The organism is Azospirillum sp. BE72 (genome assembly GCF_031455875.1).
Classification (GTDB): Bacteria; Pseudomonadota; Alphaproteobacteria; order Azospirillales; family Azospirillaceae; genus Azospirillum.
On the sequence record NZ_JAVDTO010000006.1, the window covers coordinates 119,888 to 134,727 of the forward strand.

Genomic DNA, 14,840 nt, shown 5'->3' on the forward strand with positions numbered 1-14,840 from the left:
GGCCGTGCGGCATCTTGTAAGCGCCGGGCACGGCAGGCAAGTAGCATTGCAAATCGCGAAATGGGTAACCAATCAAGCTAGTTGCGCTTTCCCAAGTGCAATGGCGGAAATCCACGAGCAATGCGTGGAGGTGGTGCAATCGATCCGTAATATTGCCGCTGCGGCGTCTTCAAACAGGAGATGCTGATACCGGGAAGCTGCGGATATATCATTTTGGGTATGCCCCGGATAAAGGGCATGTCGGGCTTTTGTCCCTGGAACGCCCGTGACGGGGTCTGATAAAAACAAGGGCATGACCTCCTGGTCGCATTGCCGGAAACGGGTATCGGGAATCGAACAACCCAAAGCAGAACTACCGGGGGAGCGGCAACGGCCGCAAAGGCGATGATGTCGAACGGTTCCGATTACGATTGCGATGTTATGGTGGTGGGCGGCGGTCCGGCCGGATCGACCGCGGCGGCTCTTCTGGCCGGCAAGGGCCATCGGGTGATTCTGCTGGAGAAGGACCATCACCCGCGTTTCCACATCGGCGAATCCCTGCTTCCCTGCAATCTGCCCCTGCTGGAGCGGTTGGGCGTGCTGGAGGAGGTGGAGCGGATCGGCATGCTGAAATACGGAGCGGAGTTCGTGTCGCCCTACCATGGCAAGGCCGTCACCTTCGACTTCGCCAACGCCTGGGACAAGACCAAGCCCTATGCCTTCCAGGTCCGCCGGTCGGAATTCGACCACATCCTGATCCGCAACGCCGCCGCCAAGGGGGCGACTGTCATCGAAGGCTGCAAGGTGACCGATGTCGACATCCGCGGGACGGAGGGCACCATCGCCACCGCCCGGCAGGACGACGGCACCGTCCGCAGCCTGCGCACGCGCTTCCTGGTCGACGCGTCGGGCCGCGATACGCTGCTGGCCTCGCGCTTCGGCATCAAGCGGCGCAACGCCAAGCACAACAGCGCGGCGATGTTTGGCCATTTCACCGGCGCCAGGCGGCTGCCGGGCAAGGCCGAGGGCAACATCACCGTCTTCTGGTTCGACCATGGCTGGTTCTGGTTCATTCCGCTGGCGGACGGCACCACCAGCGTCGGCGCGGTCTGCTGGCCCTATTACTTCAAGACGCGCAAGACAGACCAGACCCGCTTCTTCCTGGACACGGTGGCGCTGTGCCCGGCGCTGGCGGAACGGCTGGAGGGGGCGGAACTGACCGGCCCGGTGACGGGGACCGGCAACTTCTCCTATCAGGCGGACCGAATGTCGGGGCCGGGATACGTCATGCTGGGCGACGCCTTCGCCTTCATCGACCCGGTCTTTTCCACCGGAGTCTATCTGGCGATGACCAGCGCCTTCGAAGGGGCCGAGGCGGTCGATGCCTGCCTGCGCGAACCGGCGCGGCAGAGCCAAGTGCTGAAGCATTTCGAACAGACCGTCCGGCAGGGCATCGGCACCTTCTCTTGGTACATCTACAGGGTGACGACGCCGGCCCTACGGAACCTGTTCATGGGGCCGCGCAACGTCTTCCGGGTGGAGGAGGCGCTGCTGTCGCTTCTGGCCGGCGACGTCTTCCGTCCGTCGCCGATCAAGGCCCGGCTGAAGATATTCAAGGCGATCTACTACATGAACGCCCTGCTGGACTTGAAAAGGAACTACATGGCATGGCGGAAACGGCGACAGAACGTGCGGACGCCCCTGGGCGACGCCGTCTGACCTTTGTCGGCGCAGTCCGGCAGGTCTGGGAACATGTCCTGTTCTATGGCCTGCTGTTCCTGTTCGGGCTGATGTCACTGGCCTGGAGCCTGACGGCGGCGCTGATCGGCCCGCTGCTGCCGCGCCGCATCGCCGGTCCGCTCGGCCGGCTGGCGATCAAAACCGGCTTCCGCCTCTATCTAGGCACGTTGCGGGCCTGCGGGGTACTGAGAACCGATCTGTCGGCGCTGGACGGGTTGAAGGGCGACAGCGGGTTGCTGATCTGCCCTAATCATCCGTCGATCCTTGATGCCGTGCTGCTGATCTCGCGGCTGCCGGACGTGGTCTGCATCGCCAAGGCCAAGATCTATGACAACCTCTTCCTCGGTGGCGGGGCGCGGATGGCCGGCTACATCCGCAACGACGCGCCCAATTCGCTGGTCAAGATGGCGGCGCAGGAGGTTCGCGCCGGCCACCACCTGCTGATTTTCCCTGAGGGAACCCGCACCGAGCGTGCACCGGTCAATGCGCTGAAGGGCGGCTTCGCGCTGATCGCCAAGACGGCGGGGGCGCCGGTGCAGACCGTCTTCATCGACAGCAACACCAATTTCCTTGGCAAGGGATGGCCGCTGTTCCGCAAACCCGACTTCCCGCTGGTCTACACCGTCCGTCTCGGCCGCCGGTTCGATCCGGTTACGGACGTGCGCGGCCTCGTCGCCGAACTGGAACACCACTACAGGTCCGAATTGTGATCACCGACGCGTCATCCAGCCATCTCGTCCTGATTCCCAGCTACAACACCGGGCCGAAACTGTTCGAGACGGTACGGGCCGCGCGCCTGCATTGGGCCCCGGTCTGGGTGGTGGTGGACGGCAGCACCGACGGTACGGTGGAGGAATTGCGGGCCATGGCCGCCGACGACCCGCATCTGCGCGTGCTGGAACTGCCGGCAAACCGTGGCAAGGGGGCAGCCGTGCTGCATGGGCTGGAGGAGGCGGAGCGCTGCGGCTTCACCCATGCGCTGACCATGGATGCCGACGGCCAGCATCCGGCCGACCGCATTCCGCAGTTCCAGGGCGTTTCGCTGGCAAACCCCGATACCCTGGTGCTGGGCAAGCCGGTGTTCGATGCCGCCGCCCCGCGGCTGCGGGTGGGTGGGCGCAAGATCTCCAACTGGTGGGCCAATCTGGAGACGCTGTGGGGCGGGATCGGTGATTCGCTGTTCGGCTTCCGCGTCTATCCGATCAAGCCGCTGAGGGCGGTGATGCGGCGCAATCCCTGGATGCGCCGGTTCGACTTCGATCCGGAGGCGGCGGTGCGGCTGTGCTGGCTCGGTGTTCCCACCATCAACGTGGCGGCACCCGTCCGCTACTTCAAACCGGAGGAAGGCGGGGTTTCCCACTTCAAGTATGTCCGGGACAACGCCCTGCTGACCTGGATGCACACGCGGCTTGTGCTGGGCTTCATCGGCCGGCTGCCGATGCTGACGATCCGCCGGCTCCGCTCCCGGCCTCTCAGATCATCCCTCCGTTGATCGAGATGATCTGGCCGGAGATGTAGGCGGCGCGGTCGGACGCCAGGAAGGCGACGAGATCCGCCACCTCCTCCGGCCGGCCGGCACGCTTCATCGGCACCATCCGCTTTACGGTTTCGACGTCGAAGGCGGCATCGGCCATTGGCGAGGCGATGATGCCCGGCGCCACCGCGTTGACGGTGATGCCACGCGGCGCCAGTTCCAACGCCAGCGACTTCGTCGCGCCATGCAGCCCGGCCTTGGCGGCGGCATAGTTGGTCTGGCCACGGTTGCCGGCGATGGCCGCCACCGATGACAGCGTGACGATACGGCCCCAGCGCGTGCCGATCATCGGCATCAGCAGCGGTTGCGTCACGTTGAAGAAGCCGTTGAGCGACACGTCCACCACGCGGTTCCACTGCTCCCGCCGCATGGCCGGCATCACGGCATCGTCATGGATACCGGCATTGTTGACCAGAACCTGGATGGGGCCGGCCTCCAGCACGCGCTCCAGTGCGGCGGCGGTGGCATCGGCGTCGGTGACGTCGAAGGCCAGCGGCTCCGCCGAGCCGCCGGCCGCGGTGATCTCCGCCGCCAACGCCGCGGCGCGGTCGGCGGCGCCGTTGGCGTGGACCAGCACATGGCAGCCGTCCGCCGCCAGCGCCCTGCAGATCGCAGCCCCCAGAGCCCCGCTGCCGCCGGTGACGAGTGCGCGTCTCATGCCGCCCCCAATTCCGCGATTCCGGCGTCGATCACCACCGCCGCCCGGCCCTTCAGCAATTCGCGGCCGCCCGCCGAGATGGTGAAGGCGTAGATCACGCGGCTGCCTTCGCCGGTCAGGTTCTCGGCATCGATGATCAGGTCGTCGGCCACATCGTCCAGCCGTTCGACGTGGCAGGCGAGGTCGCGCAGGCTGGCAAGGTATCCCGCCGCCGGGCGCGCTCCTCCCCCCGTCAGCCCGCCATGCACCGCCATCGCCTGGGAGGCGTATTCCACCCCGCACAGGGCGGCGAGCCGCCCGGTATGACGCAATGGATTGTCCGGATCGCGATGGCTGCGGGCGATGCAGCGGATGCGGCTGTCGTCCCAGGACAGCACGCCGTCCAGCAGGCACATGGCGCCGGCGTGGGGAATGAGGGCCGCCAACGCCTCGCGCGTCATCAGCATGGAGAACCCACCCGGATCACCACCCGTCCGCCGGGCGGCAGGTCCAGCACCACCGTCTCGGGGCCGCCGCCCGCACAGACGCGCGCCAGCGCCGACAGCAGCGGCAGGGCGCGGGCGGTCGGGTTGCCGGTCCGCAGCGCCTCCAGCCCGATGTCGGCCATGCGGGTGACCGGTTCGTCCTCCCGCACGATGTCGATGTCCAGGCAGGCAAGGCAGCGGTCGGTCGGCGTACGCGTCAGGACCAGCGCGGTGCCGAAGCTCCCGGCGATAGGGCGGGCCCTGTTCAGCGGCTCCGGATAGGGCAGGTCGTAGGTGATCAGCCCGACGGTCCAGCCGTCGGCCACCACCTCCGCCGCCGCCTCCAGCAAGCCGGCCTGGAAGCTCTCGTCATGGGCCGACAGGCTGGTGGAGGGCTCGCGCGAGCGGGTGGCGATGCTCCAATAGCCGGCCGGGGCATTGTGGACGGAGTTGTGGAAGCGCGTCGGCGAGATGTCGCGCTCCTCCGTCGCCAGCGTTTCCAGAATCTGGTGCAGGGTGTCGGGATCGCCGCTGGAGGAGGCGAAGACGGTGGCGACGGTCGCGGGATCGCGGCCTGCCTGCTCCATCGCCTCCGCGCCCACCGCCATGGCGAGCTTGACGGTTGGCACGCTGCGCCGCCGCTCGGCCGGGGGCAGGAGGGGGCTGGCACTCAGTATGGTCGGCGTCGCCACATAGGGGCTGTCGCCGGTGAGGATGGCGCGCGAAGCCGCCCAGCCGGCCAAGCCGGGGCCGAGCAGGCCGATGCCTTCGACATGGACCCGCATCAGGCGGCCCACCCGAAGATCAGGCTGCTGTTGCTGCCGCCGAAACCAAAGGAATTGGTCATCACGCGGTCCATCCGTCCGGTTTCGTTGGCCTGGAGGTAGCGGCTGCGCAGGGCGGGATCGAGAGTGCGGGTCTGCGGACTGCCGGGGATCATCCCGGTGCGCAGGGCCAGAATGCTGACGATCGCCTCGACGATGCCGGCGGCACCCAGCGTGTGGCCGGTGTAGCCCTTGGTCGAACTGACCGGGGTGCGGGTGCCGAGCAACTCCGTGATCGCGCGATCTTCCGCCGCGTCGCCATAGGTGGTCGCGGTACCGTGCAGGTTGACGTAGTCGATGTCCCCCGGCTGCAAGCCGGCATCGGCCAGCGCCCGCTCCATCGCCAGCCGCGCGCCCAGCCCTTCCGGGTGCGGGGTGGACATGTGGTGGGCGTCGTTGCTTTCGCCGGCCCCCAGCAGATGGACGCTTCCCGGCGCCGGATTGGAGGACGCGCGCTCCAGCAGGGCGAAGCCGGCGCCTTCACCCAGCGAGACGCCGCTGCGCTGCGCGTCGAACGGCCGGCAGGGGGTGGGGGAGACCAACTCCAGCGAATGGAAACCATAGAGCGTGGTCAGGCACAGGCTGTCGGCCCCGCCGACCACCGCCGCGTCGCACAGGCCGGCCGCGATCATGCGGGCGGCATTGGCGAAGACCTTCGACGTGGTCGCACAGGCCGATGAGACGACGAAGGCCGGTCCCTCCAGCCCCAGGCGGCGGCGGACGAAGTCGGCGAGCGAGCCGGTGCTGTGGGTGGTGGCGAAGCTGAAGTCGGCGGGCAGGGCCCCGGTCTGCGGATCGCGCGCCCGGAAGGCCAACTCCGCCGACAGGATCCCGGAGGTGCTGGTGCCGAGGAAGACGCCGATCCTGTCCGCGCCATAGCGGTCCCGTGCCGCGGCAACCGCTTCGGCGAAGCCGTCCTGCCACAATGCCATGTCGGCCAGCCGGTTGTTTCGGCACTCATAGCCGGCAAGCTCGGCCGGCAGGCGGAGATCGTCCAGTCCCTCCACCTCGCCGATGTGCGTGTCGAGCGTGACCGTTTCAAAACTGCAAGGCTTCAGGCCGCCACGACCGTTGCGCAGAGCATCCAGGGTGGCATCCTGCCCAGCGCCAAGGCTGCTGACGATGCTCATATGGCTTACGGCAAGTGGCTGCACGATGTTTTTCTTATGAATGTTGGACGGGTCTATGGTCGGTCTACGGTTTCATTGTCCGCCGAATGCTAGCACCCGCAATTTCATGCGAGGAAGGGCAAAAATGGACTGGATCACTGCTTCGGCGGGCTATGAACAAGGTGTTGGCGAAGGGCGTACCCTGGCTCATCGGCAGGGCAGTGGCGGTCAGGCCCAGCCCGTTCAGCAGGAATAGCCAGTCGGCCGAAGGGCGGTAAGTCAGGGTTTGCCGCCATTGGCCACGTGCGGCGCAGGCCGCCTGCTCGGCCCATCGGGTGATCTGGAATGGCAGGCCGCCGCCGGAATCCGCCTCACGCAGCAGCAGAACGCCGCCCGGCGCCAGCGCCTCGGTGCAGCGGGCCAGCACCGCCGCCTGCTCCTCCGGGTTCAGATAGAGAAGGACGTCCAGGATGACGATGGCGTCGCTGGGCGGCAGCTCGGCCTTGCGGATGTCACCGTGGCTGACGGCATCCGCGCCCAGCGCCGTCCGGGCGATCCGGACCCGCCGGGCCGACAGTTCCACCCCCCGGGTGGCGAGGTCGGTGGGCGGGGCCGGCCAGTTCGCCGGCCAGTCACCGGAGGCGTGCCGTTCGGCCGCCGCGCGCAGCAGCGCGGTCAGCACGCCCTGCCCGCAGCCGAGGTCGAGCAGACGGCCGCGGGCGGGAAGCAGCGGCTGGCTCAGCAGGTGGCGGAAGACGGGGTCGCCGGCGAGCTTGCCCTTGGCGAAATGCCAAGCGTAGCGGCCGCAGGGGCGGTAGGGCCGGGCGGCGGCGGTCACCAGTTCCCGGAAGACGGCCTCAGACATCTTCCTCTCCATCGGGGACCACTCCCTCCAGCGATACGCCTGTCAGTCCACGGGCGGCCAGCCTGTCGAGCAGGCGCGGCAGCACCGCCAAAACCACCGGCCGACCGTCGGCGTCGCGGGCGGCGGAACCGTCATGCAGCATCAGCAGGTCCCCGGAGCCGAGCCCGCGGAGCAGGCGCCGCTCGACTGCCATCGGGTCGCGCCGCACCGCATCGAAGCCGCGCCGGGTCCAGGTCGCCAGACGCAGGCCGAGTCCGGCGAGGACGGGATCGAGCAGGGGATTGCGCAATCCCGCCGGCGGCTTGAAGAAGCTTGGCGGCCGGCCGGCGAGATCGGTGAGGATCGTTTGCGCTTCCCCCACCTCGCGCCGGATCGCGCGGATGCCCATGGCGGCGAAACGGTGGGGATGGTGCCAGCTGTGGTTCTCCACCGTGTGGCCGCGACGGACGATGGCCTCGACCAGGGCGGGATGGCGGGCGGCGCGGTCGGCGATGCAGAAGAAGCTGGCGCGGGCGCCCGTGCGGTCGAGCAGGTCGAGGACGGCGGGCGTCACTTGCGGATCGGGGCCGTCGTCGAAGCAGAGGCCGACCTGACCAAGCCGGGCATTGGCCTCCGGCAGGCGCCGCAGGTTGGGGCCGAGCAGGCTGCTGCGCGGCCAAAGCCCGATGGCGCCCAGCAGGGCGTGGTTGCCCGCCACCGCTCCCAGCGCCCAGGGCCAGGATGCCGGCGACGCCGCGACGCCCGCCGCGGCGGCCACGTGCAGAAGGGCGGATGCCCGCAGCAAGGGGGCCGGGCGCCAGCGCATCGGGTCAGGCATGCCCCTCCACCTCCCGTGCCGTGGCGGTGTCCTGCCGGCTTAGCACCGCGGCGAAGGCGAGGCTGAGGAAGGCGCCGATGGCGACGGTCATGCCGATGCCGCGCAGCACCGGGATGCCGGAAAAGGCTAGCGTGCCGAAGCCGATGACCGTGCAGAGGTTGGCGATGGCGACCGACGCGACCGTGCGCTCGCGCAAGGCCACGGACGGCTCCGGCCGCTCGAACAGCAGCGAATAGTTGGACCCCACTCCGACCACCAGCAGCAGCCCCACCAGATGGAAGATCGACAGCGCCTGTCCCAGCGCCGTCAGCAGCGCCATGGTGACGACCACCGCCGCCGCCAGCGGCATCACCGCCACCGCCAGCGACCGCAGGGATCGCAGCGCCGCCGCCAGCAGCAGCGTGATGGCGACCGCACCCAGCAAGGCCAGCGTCAGCGCCTCCTGCCGGTAGGTGCGGTAGAGGTGGTCGGATTCCTCCTTCAGGTTCAGCAGGACGGCTCCGCGCGCCTCCTCGCCGGTCATCCGGGCGGCAACGGCCAGCGGGTCGGTCACGCCGCGCAACGGCAGCATGGCGGTCCAGCCGTCCCCATTGCGGACCAGCAGCGAGTCGAGCTTCAGCTTCAGGCCGGTGCCGTCCAGGCTGGCCGGGGTCAGCAGCGGCATGGTCCGGGCCTTTTCCGCATCGGCCAGGAAGGGGGCGAAGGCATCGGGACGGAAGGGTAGGCCCTGCAGCGCTTCGTTCAGCGCCGCGCGCAGAGTGTCGGGCGGCGGCAGGGCGGCTTGGCGCGCGCGCTGGGTCGCCTGACTCGGCAGCGTCAGGGCGGGGGTGTCGTAGCCGGCGATCAGGCGGGCGCGGACCAGCGCTTCCAGCGGGGCGGCCAGCCGTTCGGCGGCGGCCAGAGCCTCGTCCGCCGTGGCGGCGCCGGTGACCAGCAGATGGCTGGCGTCCGGCGCGCCGAGATCGCGGCGCAGCGCCTCGTCCAGCGTCTGGTCGGCCTCCGCGATGGGGCTCAGGCTCGACAGCTCCACCGACCAGACGGCCGGCCCCTGATGGACCAGCCATGCCAGCGATAGCAGCGTCGCGGCGGCGAGCGGCAGGCGCAAGGCCGGGGCCGCACCGGTCAGGGCGGTCAGCACCGGTGCCAGCCGTGCCGGCCGCTCCGTCGAGTATCCCTCCGGCAACAGGGTCGGCAGCACCCAGCGGGTGACGGCCAACGCCACCAGCAGCCCGGTGATGGAGAAGAGACCGAGCTGTGCCAGCCCGCTGAAGCTGGAGACCAGCATCGCTCCGAAACCGACGATGGAGGTCGCGACCCCCAGCAGAAGCGTCGGCCAGATGCGCAGCAACGTCCGCCGTGCCGGGTAGCCCGGCTGGGTCTGGGTGAAGAGATAGATGGCGTAATCGACGCTCTCGCCCAGCAGGGTCACGCCGAAGCCCAGCGTGATGCCTTGCACCGTGCCGAAGCCGAGCCCGACCGCCGCCACGCCGGCCAGCGCGCCGCTTGCCGCCGGCAGCAGCGACAGCGCAAGGACGCGCAAGGATCGGTAGACCAGCAGCAGAATTCCGGCCACCAGCAGGGTCGCGACGATGGAGGCGCGGGTCGCATCCGCTTCGATCCGGTCTCGCGTCTGGACGGAGAAGACCGCCGGCCCGGTCATCACCAGCCGCGCGGTTCCCTCCGCCCCACGAACCTGATCGAACGCGCTGCGCATGAAATCCAGCGTCTTCTGTTGGGCGTCGAGATCGAAGCCGGGGGCGGTCGTCTGCACCAGCAGCAGCGCCCGTGCCCCGTCGGCCGAAACCCATACCCCGTCACGGCTGGCCGGGCCGCCGGTGCCCTCCAGCATCCGGTCGGTCAGGCGCAGGATTTCGGCGGTGGGATCTGCCGGCAATGCCTGTTTCAGGAACATCCCTGCCGGAGACTGCAGAAGGCGCAGGTCGTTCTGCAAGGCCTGCCGCAGCCCGTCGGCGGTGAAGCGGTCGGGCGTAACGGCGGGGCTCAGCAGATAGCGGTTGGTCCAGAGATAGGCACCGTCGGCGCCACGCCCGCTCCGCTCGCCATTCTCCACCGCCGCGACCAGCGGGTTGCCGCGCAGCCGGGCGGCGAGGTCGCGGCTGAGGCCGGTCAATCGGTCCGGGGCGTCGCCCTCTATCGCAACGAGGATCAGGCGGGAGACGACGCCGTCGCGCAGCTGGTCGACCAGCAATTGCTGGGTCGGGGACGGCGAGCGGGGAAGGAAGGCGGAGAGGTCGGCGGTGACGGGAGTGCGCGCCACCAGCAGCCCGCAGGCGATCAGCCCGGCCAGCCACAGCGCGATGCCCCATCCGGCCCCCCATCCGCCCCGTCGCACCGCACCGGTCATGCGGGGTCCGGCTGGATGGTCATGATCGAGCGGTCGCCGTCGGCATGGAGAATCTCGATCCGGCGGATCGTCGCCTCCCGACCGGCGATGACGATGCGCTGCACGGTAGCGCGCGCTTCCGCGGCCCGCGGGGTCAGCTGCATGCGCCACTCCTGCACCGTGCCGTCCAGCGCAACCTCGTAGAAGCGCATGATGGCGGGCACGTCGCCGCGCAGGGTCGCGCGGATGCTCTCCACATAGGTCTGGATTTCCGGCATGGAGGACACCGACAGAGTGCGCGATGCTCCATCGGCCTGGGTCAGCGTCAGCCGGTCGCCCTCCAGCCGCAGGCTTTCCGACTGGGGTTGAAGCGTGCGCTTTTCCAGGAAATCCGGCCGCCGGTAGGTCAGCGTGCCGCTGCTCTCCATCGGCGCGTTCAGCAGGCTGACCTCGCGCATCTCGACGAAGCGGGCGTTGGAGCTGCCGATCGCGGCGAAACGGGCGAACAGGTCCTCCAGACCCCAGGGCTCCGCCGCCCTGGCCGGCACGGCACCGGCCGACAGCATGACGGCCAGCCCGGCAGCAATCAGGCGCCGGGGCAGGCGCCGGCCCGGTCTATTTCCAGAAATCATAGAAATTGAACCAGTTGTAGGGGTGGGAGCGGGCGTAATGCTCCAGCCGGTCGGCGAAGCGGCCTGCGGCCCAGCGCACCAGACCGGGACGGTCCTGCACCGGCACATCGGAGAAGTCGGCGATCCGTTCGAAATGGACGTCGTAGCGCCGACCGCCCTGATAGATCCCGACCATCAGCACCACCGGCCGCTTCAACATCGCCGCCAGCTGGAACGGACCCAACGCGAAGCCGGCCGGCTGGCCCAGGAAGGGCAGGCGGACCTCCTCCTCCCCGTCCAGGGTGCGGTCGGCCAGCATGCCGACGAAATGGCCCTGGTCCAGCCGTTCGCGCACGCGCATCATCGAATCCGGCCGGCCGAGCCCGATCACCTCCATCGACAGCAGCGGGTTGATGGCGTTGAGCACCGAATTGATCTTGCGCGCGTTCTCCTCGTACATCACCAGGCTGACGCGCAGGTCCTGCTGACGGTGGCCCAGCATGCGGATCGCCTCGAAGCTGCCCATATGGGCGCCGAGCAGCAGGCAACCCTCCCCCCGCTCCATCAGGTCGATGACGATGTCCTCGCCATGGACGCGGATGTCGAAATCGTCGGACTGGTCGTTCAGGAAGAAAACGCGGTCGAGCAGGCAGGCGGCGAAAACGTGATAGTGGCGGAACAGGTCGCCGAAGCCGGGCGCCCGGCCCAGCGCCTTGGACAGGAACAGCGCCGAGGCCACGCGCGGCTTGCGCGAGAACAGCACGAAATAGAGGCAGATCGGGTAGAGCAGCAGCCTCGCCGCCCGCCGGCCGAGCCGCAGAGCCACCCAGACGATGAACTTGATCGCCGCCGTCGTGCTGCGTTCCGGCCGGTTCATCCACTCCTTGCGGCGGCGGCGGGGCGGCGGCGGGGCGATGGGGGAGGCCGCGGCGTCCGCTGCCGGCTTCGCGCGCAGGGGAAGCTTCATGAGGTCACGCTTCCGGTCATGACGGGACGACCTGCGACGCTGCCGGTGAAGGCGATGCCGCCGGATGGTGCGCCCTGCCATTCGAGCAGCATTCGGTCACCCGGCCGCACCGGGTGCAGGAACTTGGCCGAGCGCAGGCGGCAGGGGCCGGATTGGCGCCCCTCCGCCGCGGCGATGGCGGTCAAGGCGGTGTCGAGCAGCACGGCTCCGGGAATGACCGGATTGCCGGGGAAATGCCCGGCGGCGGTGGGGTGGTCGGCGGGGAACCCGATGTCGGTCTGATGAGGCACGGCGGCGGCACCTAGTCGCGTTGGGGGATGTCGAGCATCCGCAACAACGCTTCCCGCGGCAGCTTGCCGGTCGGGTTGCGCGGCAGGGCGTCGACGAAGCGCAGCGGGCGCGGCAGGAAGATCGGGTCGATCCGCTCGCGCAAGGAGGCCAGCAGCGTCTCGGCGTTCAGACCCGGCGCCACCACCAGCGCGGCGAGGCGGGTGGTCCCGCTCTCCCCCTCATTCGGCATGAAGAAGACGCCGTCCTTCACCCCCTCCACCGAGTTCAGATGGTGGTTGAGGAAGGCGAGCGAACTGCGCTTGCCGGCGATGTTGACCTGATCGGCGGAGCGTCCGTGCAGGATGAAGCGGGTGTCGCTCTTCAGCTCGATCACGTCGGCCAGCAGGGTCTCGCCGTCCAGGAAGTCACCCGATGCCCAACTGCCCTGCTCGTCCTGGCGCAGGCGGATGCCGTCGATGCACAGCCACTCCGCCGTGGCGCTGGTGCGTCGGACGGCGACCTGACCGGTCTCCGAACAGCCGTAAATCTCGTGCAGCGGCGCGCCCAGCTTGGCCTCCGCGTCGATGGCCAGCTGCGGGGCGAGCGGGGCGGTGGCGCAGAGAATCAGGTCGAGCGGCGGCAGGGCGGTGCCGTCGCCGAGCAAAGCCTGCAGGTGGACCGGCGTGGTCACCAGGATGCGGCGGTCGGGGAAGGCGCCGAGGCAGGCGGCGATGTCGGCCGGGAACAGCGGGCGGCCGGCATGGAGCACCAGCCCATGCTGCAGGGCCAGCAGGGCGACCGATTCCAGCCCGTACATGTGCTGATGCGGCACGGTCCCGACCAGACCGGCGGAGCCCAGCCCGGCGATCCCGAGTGCGGTTCCGGCGCCATGGACGCTGCGGACCAGCGTTCCCCAGCTCTTGACCTGGGGCATCGGCCGGCCGGTGGAGCCGGAGGTGAAGGCGATGGCGGCGACCTGATCGGCCGGGAAGGCGAGATCGTCGTCGAATGGCAATGCGGCGGCGGACAGGCGGTCGAGCCCGCCCGGCGGCAGCGCTTCGATGCGGGTCATGCCGGGATAGTCGGCGCCCGCATCGGTCAGGCAGACGAGGCCGGGGTAGCTTTCCTCCAGTTGGCGCAGGGTGGCCGGCGTGTCGTTGGGTGGCAGCAGGCTGACCTGACGGCGCAGCAGCGCGGCACCCAGCCCGACGACGAAGCCCAGCCGGTCGCCGCACAGGTTCAGCACGAAGCCGCCGTCGGGCAGGCGGCGGGCCAGATCGCGCACCGCGGCGAGATAACCCCGCACCGTCACCGGCCGGCCGTCGTGCCAGGCAAACAGATCGTCGGGACTGCCGTGCCGGATCAAAGGCAGGCGGGTGGTGGACAGCATCGTCATGGCAGGACCGTCGTCGTTCTGGCCTTCATGGATTTGGCCGCTCCGAAAAGACGCGGACGACATCCGCGATGGAGCCGTGGGAGTGGTTGCGGAATTTCCGCAGCCGGCAGGCGTATTCGGCCAGGAACATCGCCGCCACCAGCGGCAGGTCCAGCACGTTGATGAAGAAGGACCACACCGTATCGGGGGCGAGGCGGAACAACAGGGCCGACATCGCCAGCTGTCCGGCGAAGAACAGGCACCAGGCGATGGTGACGCGGCGGGTGTAGACCAGCATCTCGTCGGTCAAGGTCCCGCGGATGCGTCGCGCGATCCAAGTGATCAGCGGCTCCCGCCCGGCCAGCAGGGTGCGGCCGAACAGGACCAGCAGGCCGACATAGATGGTGGCGTGGCTGACCGCAGAGGCCGCCAGAAGCCCGTCGCGGGCGGAGCGCCAGGACAGGCACAGCAGGGCGATGGCGGCGGCCAGCGCCACCCAGCGGTATCGGGGAGCGGCACGGCTGACCGCCACGCCGGTCACGGTGGCCTGGACCAGCGCCAGGGCCATGGCGGTGTCGGCATCCAGGTCGGCGACGATGGCGCCATGGACCAGCAGGGGGTAGAGGGCGAACAGCGACAGGCCGGCGCCGACCGCGAGCGCGCTTCTGCCGCCTCCCCGGGCCTGGGCCGCGACGTCCGGCATCAGGCGGCTTTGAGCTGTTGAATGTGGTCGTTCAGCGTGCGCAGCGAGGAGAAGATCCGGGTGTTGTTCTCGTCATCCGCCCGCAGCTTCACCCCGTAGGTCTTGGAGACGGCGAGCGCCACTTCCAGGATGTCGATCGAATCGAGCCCCAGCCCTTCGCCGTACAGGGCGGCGTCCGGGTCGATGTCCTCCGGGGTGGTTTCCAGCGTCAGGGTATTCACGATCAGCGTCGCCAGATCGAGTTCGGCGGGAGACATGGTCTTCAAGTCACTCATTATGCCTCGCTAAAGCAACGCCTGTGACTCTCGAACTATTCTACCCCTTTCGATATAATCCGAGGGTGTAGAAAACCGTATTTGAGTCCCAGGATTCGCAATTTCAGGAGTCACGATAGCCACGCACCCGAAGTGATGCCATCATTATTTCGGAGTGATCAATTTGTTTTGTTAAAGATTGATTTTCTTTGCAGCGATGTGTCTCGGGGCCGCTCGGTAGGGTTGCCGATACCGGGGCCGGCTGAACATTTGAAACACCGTGGAACAGTTTTCCGCCCTCTGTTCACTGTTCCATCCGGCGGCAC

At 68.7% G+C, this 14,840-nt stretch carries 16 protein-coding genes; 3 read left to right on the forward strand and 13 right to left on the reverse strand.

All coding sequences use genetic code 11. The annotated features are described in order from the left end of the window. The first annotated feature begins 387 nt into the window (after positions 1-387). From J2Y49_RS17935 to J2Y49_RS17945, 3 genes are read left to right on the forward strand one after another with little or no spacing between them, the layout of a single operon-like run. A complete protein-coding gene (locus J2Y49_RS17935) occupies positions 388-1,698 on the forward strand; it encodes an NAD(P)/FAD-dependent oxidoreductase (protein WP_310116227.1) in 1,311 nt (436 codons plus the stop codon). Beyond that, the gene (locus tag J2Y49_RS17940; protein WP_310116228.1) at positions 1,647-2,429 is read left to right on the forward strand and encodes a lysophospholipid acyltransferase family protein; all 783 of its coding nucleotides are present in this window, start codon (positions 1,647-1,649) and stop codon (positions 2,427-2,429) included. The genes J2Y49_RS17935 and J2Y49_RS17940 overlap by 52 nt, the downstream gene beginning before the upstream one ends. Continuing rightward, on the forward strand, positions 2,426-3,211 hold the full coding sequence (locus tag J2Y49_RS17945) for a glycosyltransferase family 2 protein (protein WP_310116229.1): 786 nt from the start codon (positions 2,426-2,428) through the stop codon (positions 3,209-3,211). Before J2Y49_RS17940 ends, J2Y49_RS17945 begins: the two co-directional genes overlap by 4 nt. On the opposite strand, the gene fabG is transcribed toward J2Y49_RS17945, so the two are convergent. Genes fabG through J2Y49_RS18010 form a run of 13 tightly spaced genes read right to left on the reverse strand, consistent with a single transcriptional unit; the run spans position 3,192 to position 14,535 of the window. Further along, positions 3,192-3,911 (reverse strand): 3-oxoacyl-ACP reductase FabG, encoded by a 720-nt coding sequence (fabG, locus tag J2Y49_RS17950; protein WP_310116230.1) that lies wholly within the window; start codon positions 3,909-3,911, stop codon positions 3,192-3,194. The genes J2Y49_RS17945 and fabG overlap by 20 nt on opposite strands. Continuing rightward, positions 3,908-4,357, reverse strand: coding sequence for a phosphotransferase (locus J2Y49_RS17955; RefSeq protein WP_310116231.1), 450 nt, complete (start codon positions 4,355-4,357; stop codon positions 3,908-3,910). The genes fabG and J2Y49_RS17955 overlap by 4 nt, the downstream gene beginning before the upstream one ends. Continuing rightward, the gene (locus J2Y49_RS17960; RefSeq protein ID WP_310116232.1) at positions 4,351-5,160 is read right to left on the reverse strand and encodes a beta-ketoacyl synthase chain length factor; all 810 of its coding nucleotides are present in this window, start codon (positions 5,158-5,160) and stop codon (positions 4,351-4,353) included. The genes J2Y49_RS17955 and J2Y49_RS17960 overlap by 7 nt, the downstream gene beginning before the upstream one ends. Further along, complete coding sequence (locus J2Y49_RS17965; RefSeq protein ID WP_310116233.1) at positions 5,160-6,353, reverse strand: beta-ketoacyl-[acyl-carrier-protein] synthase family protein; 1,194 nt, start codon at positions 6,351-6,353, stop codon at positions 5,160-5,162. The genes J2Y49_RS17960 and J2Y49_RS17965 overlap by 1 nt, the downstream gene beginning before the upstream one ends. Before the next feature lie 40 nt (positions 6,354-6,393). Further along, positions 6,394-7,173 carry a class I SAM-dependent methyltransferase gene (locus J2Y49_RS17970; RefSeq protein WP_310116234.1) on the reverse strand — a complete coding sequence of 260 codons (780 nt, stop codon included), beginning with the start codon at positions 7,171-7,173 and terminating at the stop codon, positions 6,394-6,396. Beyond that, positions 7,166-7,990, reverse strand: a complete 825-nt coding sequence (locus tag J2Y49_RS17975) for a polysaccharide deacetylase family protein (protein WP_310116235.1) — start codon at positions 7,988-7,990, stop codon at positions 7,166-7,168. The genes J2Y49_RS17970 and J2Y49_RS17975 overlap by 8 nt, the downstream gene beginning before the upstream one ends. Next, positions 7,983-10,355: an MMPL family transporter gene (locus tag J2Y49_RS17980; protein ID WP_310116236.1), complete on the reverse strand. Its 2,373-nt coding sequence runs from the start codon at positions 10,353-10,355 to the stop codon at positions 7,983-7,985. The genes J2Y49_RS17975 and J2Y49_RS17980 overlap by 8 nt, the downstream gene beginning before the upstream one ends. Further along, entirely contained in the window at positions 10,352-10,966 is a 615-nt protein-coding gene (locus J2Y49_RS17985; RefSeq protein WP_310116237.1) for a LolA-related protein, read from the reverse strand. The genes J2Y49_RS17980 and J2Y49_RS17985 overlap by 4 nt, the downstream gene beginning before the upstream one ends. Continuing rightward, entirely contained in the window at positions 10,950-11,912 is a 963-nt protein-coding gene (locus tag J2Y49_RS17990) for a hypothetical protein (RefSeq protein WP_310116238.1), read from the reverse strand. The genes J2Y49_RS17985 and J2Y49_RS17990 overlap by 17 nt, the downstream gene beginning before the upstream one ends. Next, on the reverse strand, positions 11,909-12,202 hold the full coding sequence (locus J2Y49_RS17995) for a hypothetical protein (protein WP_310116239.1): 294 nt from the start codon (positions 12,200-12,202) through the stop codon (positions 11,909-11,911). Before J2Y49_RS17995 ends, J2Y49_RS17990 begins: the two co-directional genes overlap by 4 nt. Positions 12,203-12,213: 11 nt before the next feature. Continuing rightward, positions 12,214-13,578, reverse strand: a complete 1,365-nt coding sequence (locus tag J2Y49_RS18000; RefSeq protein ID WP_310116240.1) for an AMP-binding protein — start codon at positions 13,576-13,578, stop codon at positions 12,214-12,216. Positions 13,579-13,603: 25 nt separating this feature from the next. Then, a complete protein-coding gene (locus J2Y49_RS18005; RefSeq protein ID WP_310116241.1) occupies positions 13,604-14,260 on the reverse strand; it encodes a hypothetical protein in 657 nt (218 codons plus the stop codon). Beyond that, positions 14,260-14,535, reverse strand: a complete 276-nt coding sequence (locus J2Y49_RS18010; RefSeq protein ID WP_149224164.1) for a phosphopantetheine-binding protein — start codon at positions 14,533-14,535, stop codon at positions 14,260-14,262. The genes J2Y49_RS18005 and J2Y49_RS18010 overlap by 1 nt, the downstream gene beginning before the upstream one ends. Positions 14,536-14,840 lie beyond the last annotated feature (305 nt).

Bases quoted from the DNA above. Each gene is read 5' to 3' on its own strand.
- J2Y49_RS17955 (WP_310116231.1), bottom strand. From the start codon at position 4,357: ATGCTGATGACGCGCGAGGCGTTGGCGGCCCTCATTCCCCACGCCGGC.
- J2Y49_RS18000 (WP_310116240.1), bottom strand. From the start codon at position 13,578: ATGACGATGCTGTCCACCACCCGCCTGCCTTTGATCCGGCACGGCAGT.
- J2Y49_RS17985 (WP_310116237.1), bottom strand. From the start codon at position 10,966: ATGATTTCTGGAAATAGACCGGGCCGGCGCCTGCCCCGGCGCCTGATT.
- J2Y49_RS17935 (WP_310116227.1), top strand. From the start codon at position 388: ATGTCGAACGGTTCCGATTACGATTGCGATGTTATGGTGGTGGGCGGC.
- J2Y49_RS17980 (WP_310116236.1), bottom strand. From the start codon at position 10,355: ATGACCGGTGCGGTGCGACGGGGCGGATGGGGGGCCGGATGGGGCATC.
- fabG (WP_310116230.1), bottom strand. From the start codon at position 3,911: ATGAGACGCGCACTCGTCACCGGCGGCAGCGGGGCTCTGGGGGCTGCG.
- J2Y49_RS17940 (WP_310116228.1), top strand. From the start codon at position 1,647: ATGGCGGAAACGGCGACAGAACGTGCGGACGCCCCTGGGCGACGCCGT.
- J2Y49_RS17975 (WP_310116235.1), bottom strand. From the start codon at position 7,990: ATGCCTGACCCGATGCGCTGGCGCCCGGCCCCCTTGCTGCGGGCATCC.
- J2Y49_RS17960 (WP_310116232.1), bottom strand. From the start codon at position 5,160: ATGCGGGTCCATGTCGAAGGCATCGGCCTGCTCGGCCCCGGCTTGGCC.
- J2Y49_RS18005 (WP_310116241.1), bottom strand. From the start codon at position 14,260: ATGCCGGACGTCGCGGCCCAGGCCCGGGGAGGCGGCAGAAGCGCGCTC.
- J2Y49_RS18010 (WP_149224164.1), bottom strand. From the start codon at position 14,535: ATGAGTGACTTGAAGACCATGTCTCCCGCCGAACTCGATCTGGCGACG.
- J2Y49_RS17990 (WP_310116238.1), bottom strand. From the start codon at position 11,912: ATGAAGCTTCCCCTGCGCGCGAAGCCGGCAGCGGACGCCGCGGCCTCC.
- J2Y49_RS17970 (WP_310116234.1), bottom strand. From the start codon at position 7,173: ATGTCTGAGGCCGTCTTCCGGGAACTGGTGACCGCCGCCGCCCGGCCC.